Annotated in this window: 6 protein-coding genes and 1 pseudogene; all 7 read right to left on the reverse strand. The window is 54.4% G+C overall.

Annotation, left to right across the window (positions count from 1 at the left end; translation table 11 throughout):
• Nucleotides 1-20: 20 nt before the first annotated feature.
• Nucleotides 21-755, reverse strand: coding sequence for an elongation factor P 5-aminopentanone reductase (gene ymfI, locus SD71_RS12530; protein WP_041063706.1), 735 nt, complete (start codon nt 753-755; stop codon nt 21-23).
• Nucleotides 752-2,032 carry an EF-P 5-aminopentanol modification-associated protein YfmH gene (yfmH, locus tag SD71_RS12535; protein ID WP_041063707.1) on the reverse strand — a complete coding sequence of 427 codons (1,281 nt, stop codon included), beginning with the start codon at nt 2,030-2,032 and terminating at the stop codon, nt 752-754. The genes ymfI and yfmH overlap by 4 nt, the downstream gene beginning before the upstream one ends.
• A pseudogene (gene yfmF / locus SD71_RS12540) lies at nt 2,032-3,312 on the reverse strand (EF-P 5-aminopentanol modification-associated protein YfmF). The gene yfmH and the pseudogene yfmF overlap by 1 nt, the downstream one beginning before the upstream one ends.
• Before the next feature lie 140 nt (nt 3,313-3,452).
• A complete protein-coding gene (gene sleB / locus SD71_RS12545) occupies nt 3,453-4,229 on the reverse strand; it encodes a spore cortex-lytic enzyme (protein ID WP_041063708.1) in 777 nt (258 codons plus the stop codon).
• 173 nt (nt 4,230-4,402) lie between these two features.
• Complete coding sequence (locus tag SD71_RS12550) at nt 4,403-6,976, reverse strand: DNA translocase FtsK (protein WP_041063710.1); 2,574 nt, start codon at nt 6,974-6,976, stop codon at nt 4,403-4,405.
• A gap of 23 nt (nt 6,977-6,999) precedes the next feature.
• Nucleotides 7,000-7,320, reverse strand: coding sequence for a YlzJ-like family protein (locus SD71_RS23070; RefSeq protein ID WP_082034216.1), 321 nt, complete (start codon nt 7,318-7,320; stop codon nt 7,000-7,002).
• Complete coding sequence (locus SD71_RS12560) at nt 7,317-8,177, reverse strand: ClpP family protease (RefSeq protein WP_082034217.1); 861 nt, start codon at nt 8,175-8,177, stop codon at nt 7,317-7,319. The genes SD71_RS23070 and SD71_RS12560 overlap by 4 nt, the downstream gene beginning before the upstream one ends.
• Nucleotides 8,178-8,449 lie beyond the last annotated feature (272 nt).

An 8,449-nucleotide genomic window follows, 5' to 3' on the forward strand; every position in this document is an offset into this window, starting at 1 on the left:
AAACGTCAGCATCACAGGATTTACAACTGCCATCCGCCATCCAGTCCGAGCACCTGTCCCGTTATGTACCGCGCATCTTCAGAGACGAGAAAACGCACCAGCTCCGCTACCTCCTCGGGCCGGCCCAGCCTTCCCAGCGGAATTTCGCTGCACACCGCCTTAAGTTCATCCGCGGACAACGCGGCAAGCATATCCGTATCCACAGCCCCTGCCGCGACCGCATTCACCGTAACGCCTGCCGAAGCCATTTCTTTAGCCGTGGACTTCGTGAACGCGTTTACGCCGCCTTTCGCTGCCGCGTATACCGCTTCGCCTGCGGAGCCGACTACACCCCACACACTGGACAGATGGACGAAACGTCCCCATCTGTTCCACACCATGGAAGGGGCAAACAACTTCGTTAAATAGAACGCGGTCCTTAAATGTATATTCATGAGTTCGTCCCAGATGCGATCATCGACCTGGTCCACCAAGCCATAGTGGGAAATACCGGCGCAATGCACGACGATATCCGGCGTACGGCCGGCTCGTTCCAGATTGCGTTTCAAGGCTGCTATCCCGTCTCCCGTGCGCAAGTCCGCCCGTTCCAGAAGCGCAGCATTCCCGAAGCGCCGGCAGTCCTCTGCCACCGTCTGGGCGGACGCCTCCGATGAGAAATAATGAATAATGACATCGGCGCCGTCCGCCGCCAGCCGGCGGGCCACCGCGGCTCCGATACCGCGGGAGGCTCCCGTGACCAGCGCCGTACGCGTCAATCCGACCCGCTCCTTACCACGGAGATTGCCCGCTGCTCCGGCTTCGCGTGCTCGCGCACACGTTGGTTTACCTCTTCAAGCGTCAAGCTTTCATAAATGTCCACCAATTTAAACAAATCTCCGCCTTTTTGCCGGACACGGGTAAATTCACTGGCAATGGCCTCCGGGCTGTTCAGCATACGCAGGTAACCGCCGATCTTTTTACGGCGGGTACGCTCGAAAATATCCGCCGGAATGCCGCCGCTCGCTGCGTCATATAACGCCTGGCTGACTCTTTGCACCAGTTCGTCCGGATCCCTCGTCTCTCCGCCGATGATCGAGAAGCTGTAGCCCGGACCTGTGTTATACTCGTGTCCGAAATTGTCCGATATCAAGTTGTCATCGTACAATTGTTGATATAACTGGGTACTGGCGCCCAGCACGGTTTCCAGCATCAATTTGCTCGCCAGCTCACGCCGAATCGAATCTTGCTCCTCACCAGGCTGCTCTTTGAAACCGAACAAGCATTTCGGAAGAGAGACCGGCAGATTTATTTCCTTTTTCTCCGTTCTCACCTGCTCGGGCTCCTGCTCGAACAACCTCACGATTTCGCCGCCCGGACCGAACGATTTGCCCGCTTGATCACGCCTTACTTGCTCCATAGTCGCTTCAGGGTCGACCCCGCCCACAACGAACAACGTCATATTCGCGGGGTGATAGAAGGTGTGGTAGCAATCATACAGCATCTCCTTCGTGATCGAACGGACGGAATCCGGCGTACCCGCGATATCGATGCTCACCGGGTGCTCCCGATACAGCGCTTCGATCAGCCCGAAATAGACCCGCCAATCCGGGTTATCCTTGTACATCTCGATTTCTTGCACGATGATGCCTTTTTCCTTTTCCACATTCTCATCCGTAAAATAAGGGTTCTGGACAAAATCAAGCAATGTGTCCAAGTTGGCGCTTACTTCATGAGTGGCGGAGAACAGATACACCGTCCGGTCAAAGCTGGTATAAGCGTTCGCTGACGCTCCTTTTGAAGCGAATTTGGAGAACACGTCTCCTTCAGGTTCTTCAAACATTTTGTGCTCGAGAAAGTGCGCGATGCCGTCAGGCACTTTAATGGTCTGACCTCCGGGTGTCGTAAAACGGTTATCAATCGAGCCGAACCGAGTGCTGAAGGTTGCGTACGTCTTCGTGAAACCCGGTTTCGGCAGAATGAATACCTCAAGTCCGTTATCCAGCTTCTCGTGCCACAGCTTCTCCTGGAGTTTAGGATACTCAGTAACCGCCATCAGCTCTCCTCCTTTCGGTCGCGCAAAAAGTAGATCGTATCCAGCTGCACACCTTGAGCGGCCGACGTCACCATTTCGGGTGTCACCGACTGTATGTCCGCAATGAAGCTTTCCCCGGTGCGCTCGATTCCGGACACGACATTGTTAAAATCGAATGAAATTCGCTCGAACGCCGAATCTTGAAGCTCCCGCAGATGGTTGATGATCATCGCTTGCGTTCTGCCAAGATCTTCGGCCGCGAAATTACCCGCCTTCATCTCGCTGATTTGTTCGCGGATGATCGCAACCGCCCGTTCATAATTGACGATCTCAATCCCCGATTGGATCGTCAAAATCCCTTTATGCCCATCCAGTCGGGAAGAGGCGTAGTAAGCCAAACTCGCTTTTTCGCGCACATTCACGAACAGCTTCGAGTGGGGAAAGCCGCCCAGAAGACCGTTATACACCAGTAATGCGGGATATTGATCGCTCGCGTAAGTCGCTCCTGCGCGAAGCCCCATGTTCAGCTTCCCTTGAGCCACGTCCAGCCTCTCTTGAATCGTTTGTACCTGTTCACGCCCTGCAATGACCTTAGGAGCCGCATATGTCGACGGTTGTCCCGAGGGCAGCCGGAAGGCTTTGGAGACGATCGACTCCACTTCCTGCAAGCTCGTGTCTCCTGACACGTACAGATCGAACGAGGCATTTTGCAGCCAATTCTGATAAGCCTGAAACAGACTGTCTGCATTTAACCCCGGAAGATCTTCTTTGCGTCCGAGAGCGGGCAGCCGATAAGGTTCGTTTTTTGCACATTTCCTCTACGCAGCGCTCGGCCGCATAGCGGATTTTATCGTTGATGATGGCGTCTATCCTTTTGCTGACTGTCGTTTTTTTCGGCTTCCACATACTTCGGGCGGAAATGTCCGTTCTCCAAAGCAGGAGCAGTGACAACCCCGCCGAGGAACTTCAGCGCTTCGCCGAGCAGCGAATCCCCAGCCGACACGAAACGGTCGTTAATGATATCCAGACGAAACTGGACGATCTGATGATCCCCGCGTGTAGAGGTCGAAGCCGAAACCGGCGCCGTATAACTCATCAAGCTTCTCCCGGAACGAGATGGTCTCGGGATAACTCTGCGTTCCCCTGCGCAGAACAAAAGGGGTGAGCGCAATCGGCGTCACCCCGGACTCTGACAAAGGAACTCCCGCAAACAAAGACAAGGCGAAGGTTTTGAAACGTTTCGTCGGCAATACGTGCAGACGAAGCCGGCCCACAACGCCTCTTTGGAATTGTTCCGACATGATTGATAAGCCCCTTTAAATAGAGTCGCAGATGGCCGGAGGACACCGAATCGACAAGCCCTCCGGCATACTAATTCAGCCCCATTCTAACTGATTGGACAATGCGGAAGCAAATGTTGGCAGCAGGGGCTTAACCGACGCTAACGGGAAAAGATATGCTCCCCTATCGTCTTATATTGCGGCCGGGACCAAATCCACTTCGAAGTTGCCGTCTTGGGATTGAAATAGTACAGGCATCCGTCGGTGGGATCCCAGCCGCTTAAGGCGTCTTTGACGGCTCTTGTTGCCGTAGCGTTAGGTGTCAGCCAGATCTGTCCGTCCGCCACGGCCGTGAACGCGCCAGGCTGGAATATAACCCCGGTGGGGGTGTTCGGGAATTCTGACGACTTCACCCGATTCAGGATGACGGCGGCTACGGCCACCTGTCCTTCGTACGGCTCGCCTCTTGCTTCACCGTACACTGCGTTAGACATGATTCTCAGTTCTTTCTCCGATAACCCATTTGTGTTGGAAGCCGGCAATGCCGGCGCGGCTCCGCCAGCGGCTCCGCCAGCAGCTCCACCCGCCGCTCCTCCTTGCGGAACGTCTTCGGCAGTCGGTCTCCAGCTTTTGGTCGCCTGCCATAGCTTCAGCTTTGTTTTGGCGCCGACCACCCCGTCCGATTTCATGCCGAATTTCCACTGAAACCACGTCACTGCGTTTTTCGTTGTCGGCCCGAAGTTGCCGTCCACCTTGCCGTTATAAAACCCCAGCGCCTTGAGACGCCCCTGAAGTTCGTAAACATCCTTACCGGCGGATCCCTGCTTAAGGGTAGCGGCACTGAAAGTTTCGCGGCTTTGCCCCGTATGCTGAAGCGTATAGAGACCGAGCAATCCGAATACCAAACATACCGTCAAAATCACCAGACGATAACTCACTTGAGGTCACGCCTTTCTCATTCCGAGTGTCGTATTCCTCACCCGTCCTTGTAAATAAGGAGAAGGAATACAAGTTATTCGCCCGTTAGTATGAGAAAAGAGAAAGGCTCTTATACCCATTTTCTCAAGCAAAAAAAGCCTGCATACCCTTAAAAAGGTATGCAGGCTCATCATCAAGAAGGTATTCGCTGCTGGTATTGTTCCATTGTCATCAACACTTCACGAGGCTTGCTGCCCTCATAAGGGCCAACAATGCCTTTGGCCTCCATGGAATCGATCAGACGCGCCGCGCGTGTATAGCCGATTCTCATGCGCCGCTGAAGCAGCGAAACCGAGGCCTGCTTGGCGTCTAAAACAATCTGCACGGCCTGATCAAACAGTTCATCCATGATCTCGTCCGGAGCTTGGCCGTCCGTCTCATCTATTTCCGGAACCAGATCCTCGTTGTATTCAGCCTCGGCTTGTCCCCTCGCATAAGCGACCACCGACTCTACCTCGCTGTCCGATAAAAAAGCTCCTTGAACCCTAATGGGCTTGGATGCTCCCATCGGGAGAAACAGCATATCGCCGCGGCCGAGCAGTTTTTCGGCGCCGACCATGTCCAGAATGGTTCGCGAGTCGACCTGGGAAGATACTCCAAACGCGATCCGGCTGGGAATGTTCGCTTTGATGACACCGGTAATGACATCTACCGAAGGCCGCTGGGTAGCGATAATAAGATGGATCCCCGCGGCCCGTGCCATCTGGGCAAGCCGCGTAATCGAGTCCTCGACATCGCCGGCCGCGACCATCATTAAGTCGGCGAGCTCATCTACAATAACGACAATGTAAGGCAGAACGCCATCCGGATTGTCGCCGCTCAACATGAGCGCATTATAAGCTTCAATGTTTCGCGTTCCCGATTTGGAAAAGCTTTCGTATCTCTTTTCCATCTCCACCACGATTTTTTTCAAGGCCAGTGAAGCCCGGCGGGGATCGGTAACGACCGGTGCGAGCAAATGCGGGATACCGTTGTACACATTCAACTCAACCATTTTGGGATCGATCATGAGAAACTTCACTTCATCCGGCTTCGCTTTGTAAAGCAAGCTGGTGATTATACCGTTAATACAAACGGATTTACCGGAGCCGGTGGCGCCCGCTACCAGCATATGCGGCATGCGAGCCAGGTTGCCCACGATCGGTTGGCCGGATATATCGCGGCCGAAAGCGATGGTAAGTTTGGCCGGCGACTCTTTGAAAGGCTGGGTTTCCAGCACTTCACGGAGTGTAACCACACTCACCTCATTGTTCGGGACCTCAATACCGATCGCGGATTTGCCGGGTATCGGCGCTTCCATACGGATGTCTTTCGCTGCCAATGCCAACGCGATATCGTCCGTAAGACTCACGATTCTGCTTACTTTAACGCCCACGTCAGGCTGAAGCTCATATCGCGTGACGGCAGGCCCTCTAGCCACGTCCAATACCTTTGCCCGTACACCGAAGCTTTCCAGTGTGGCTTCGAGTTTGCGGGCAGTGTTCATGTAGTCATTGGCATTCCCTGATTTGCCCGCCGCTGCCGGCTTGTCCAAAAGATTTAGACTGGGAAGGCGGTAAGGCTTCTGAGGCTTACGGGCCGGTTTAGCTGGCGCAGGCTGTGTATTAGCCGCAGGGTCCGTTTCCGTAACCGCTCCTTCAGACTTATCCGATTCGTTATGTACCGCAGCCGGGTCGCTCGCGATCGGCTCTTCATGCGCGTCGGCCTCCCACGGCGGCTCGGCGTATGATTGCGAAGTGAAATCCGTAAACCGAGGTCCAGCGGACTGCTGCTCGTTATTCCGCACCGACGCATCTTCCGCAGCGCCGTCGTTATGATGTTCACGCGGACCCTGTTGTCGCCTGCCCGGCTGGTAAACCGGATCCTCCTCCTCCCAATTGTCCTCGGGAGGCAGGTTCATCTCACGTTCCGACTTGCCATGAAACAGTTGGAAGAACAACGGAGCTTTGCGCTGCTTAGGCATGAGCGACGCTTCGTCCAGCCCGTCGTCCTCCGGCAGGCTGTCCATCGGAGTCTGCACCACCGCTCTCTTCGGGCCTTTGACAGGAACCGCTTTCGCGGAAAGCAGCTTCCGGCCGGAAGAAAAGCGCGCGGCGATCAGAGGCGAGACTCTAAGTACAAAGAGTCGTATCGTGCGCGCCATTTCGACATAGGAACGATTCGTAATCAGCATCAATGCAATCGCAATTTCTATGATGAGAATAAACTTGGCTCCGTAATACCCGAACATCCAGTAAAAAATGGAATATTGCACGGCGCCGACGATTCCGCCGCCGATGTCTTTTTGCATGACGGGGACGTCCTGAGACGGAGGCACCTGCCACAATTGCTCCTTCAGCTGAGCGGACGTCTGCGCGACGATTCCGGAGGCGGTGATGCCGTCCATGGCGCCCAAGCTTTTGTCTATATCGCCCATTGCACTCCAAAGCGTCAAAATCAGCGTAACTAAAACGAAGCCGGATCTTTTCGATGTCCAGCCCCGAGGCCAAGCCCGTCTAATCATTACGTACAAGCCGGCCCAAATGCCGGCCAAGGCGAGAAAGTAATAATGTGTTCCGAGCAAAAATGCGAACAGCTTGGAGAGCGACCGTCCGACTGCCGCTTCCCCAGAGATGGCGATCATGGAGAGCGTAATCAACAGGATGCCGTAAATCTCATATTTCAAGTTCGCTCCGAACGAGGCCCTTTTCTTTTTGCGTTTGGCCAAGTATGCCACCTCCCGGTTCAACATTATACCATAGTTGATGGAAGGTTGGCAGAAGATCCGTATTCGACCAAGACCGAGTCTAAGGGAACTGCGTTATAGCTCGCTCTCCGCAGAGGGTAAGGAGTCCCCTCATCCGCGTACTGCACTGTGCTGCCGGGGGTTAATTCAGGACGGAGATAGCTCTGAAGCGGAGCATCCAGCAGACGAACAATGCGGCCTATTCCCGGCGACAGCGGCTCCACTTGCATTTTGATCCCTCTCACCGTCACTTCTACAAAAGGTCCCGGTTCGTTCTGAAAGCCGTCCAATACCAGTTCCAAGGGTACAGAGGTATATATCGTCATTGCACCCCGCCCCCAGGACCCATCGGCGGCATCATTCCTGCCCCTGGCTGTACCCCGGCGGACATGGGCTGCACACCTTGATTGATTCCCTGCATGGCTTGTGCCATAATCGGAACTCTGCCCGCTTGCGTGTTTTGCGCCCGGCGCTCTCCTATGCGGCGATTCAGTTCGGTTAACGCCTCTCCGAGGCCGCCTACCGCATCGATCAGCCCGTGCTTCACCGCTTCCTCCCCGATGAGGGTCGTTCCGATATCCCGCGACAACTCCCCTGTTTTGAACATCAGCTCCTTGAAATTGTCCGCACTTATCCCTGAATGCCGGGCGACGAATTTTACGACCCGTTCTTGCATTTTGTCCAGATAATCGAATGTTTGCGGCACGCTGATCACAAGTCCCGTCATGCGGATCGGGTGGATCGTCATCGTGGCGGTCTCCGCAATGATGGAGTAATTGCCGGACACGGCGATCGGAACGCCGATCGAATGTCCGCCGCCCAGCACAATGGTAACCGTCGGCTTGGACATGGATGAGATCATCTCCGCGATCGCCAGGCCGGCTTCCACATCGCCGCCTACCGTATTCAACACCAACAGTAATCCTTCAACCTTGGCATTCTGCTCAGCCGCAACAAGCTGAGGAATGACGTGCTCATACTTCGTCGTCTTGTTTTGAGGCGGCAGAAGCATATGTCCCTCGATCTGGCCGATAATCGTGAGACAAAATATGTTGGATTCAGGCGTTGGAACTGCAGTTTGTCCCAGCTCTACAAGGGCTTGCGTAGCTACCGCGTTTCTGCGGGCCTCTTCGTTTGGAATGGGTTCATGGATCGGTGTCTCCATTTTTAACTGTTCGTTCATATCCAAACCTCCTCGTATAGTATCTGTTGAAAACATATTTCAGTGTATTTCCAGTCCTCTGGGACATTGGGTGCAAGCTACAAAATTTCCAATTGCTCATTGAAAATTTCATTAGGGGACTGGACTTTCCGGCATGCCTCTGGACAATGGAACTTAGGGTCCATTCGGGGCAATTCTCTCGCCTCCTGTAGCATCGTCTACTTCCTAAGTCTGTTTCTCCGGTACTCGCTCGAACTTCTTACCGCTGGCTGTTCCCTTCGGCAGCCCATGCC

Source organism: Cohnella kolymensis, assembly GCF_000829465.1.
Taxonomy (GTDB): Bacteria; Bacillota; Bacilli; order Paenibacillales; family Paenibacillaceae; genus Cohnella; species Cohnella kolymensis.

What these genes read in the sequence shown, in the direction of transcription:
- yfmH (WP_041063707.1), bottom strand. Translation starts at nt 2,032, where the DNA reads ATGGCGGTTACTGAGTATCCTAAACTCCAGGAGAAGCTGTGGCACGAG.
- SD71_RS23070 (WP_082034216.1), bottom strand. Translation starts at nt 7,320, where the DNA reads ATGACGATATATACCTCTGTACCCTTGGAACTGGTATTGGACGGCTTT.
- SD71_RS12560 (WP_082034217.1), bottom strand. Translation starts at nt 8,177, where the DNA reads ATGAACGAACAGTTAAAAATGGAGACACCGATCCATGAACCCATTCCA.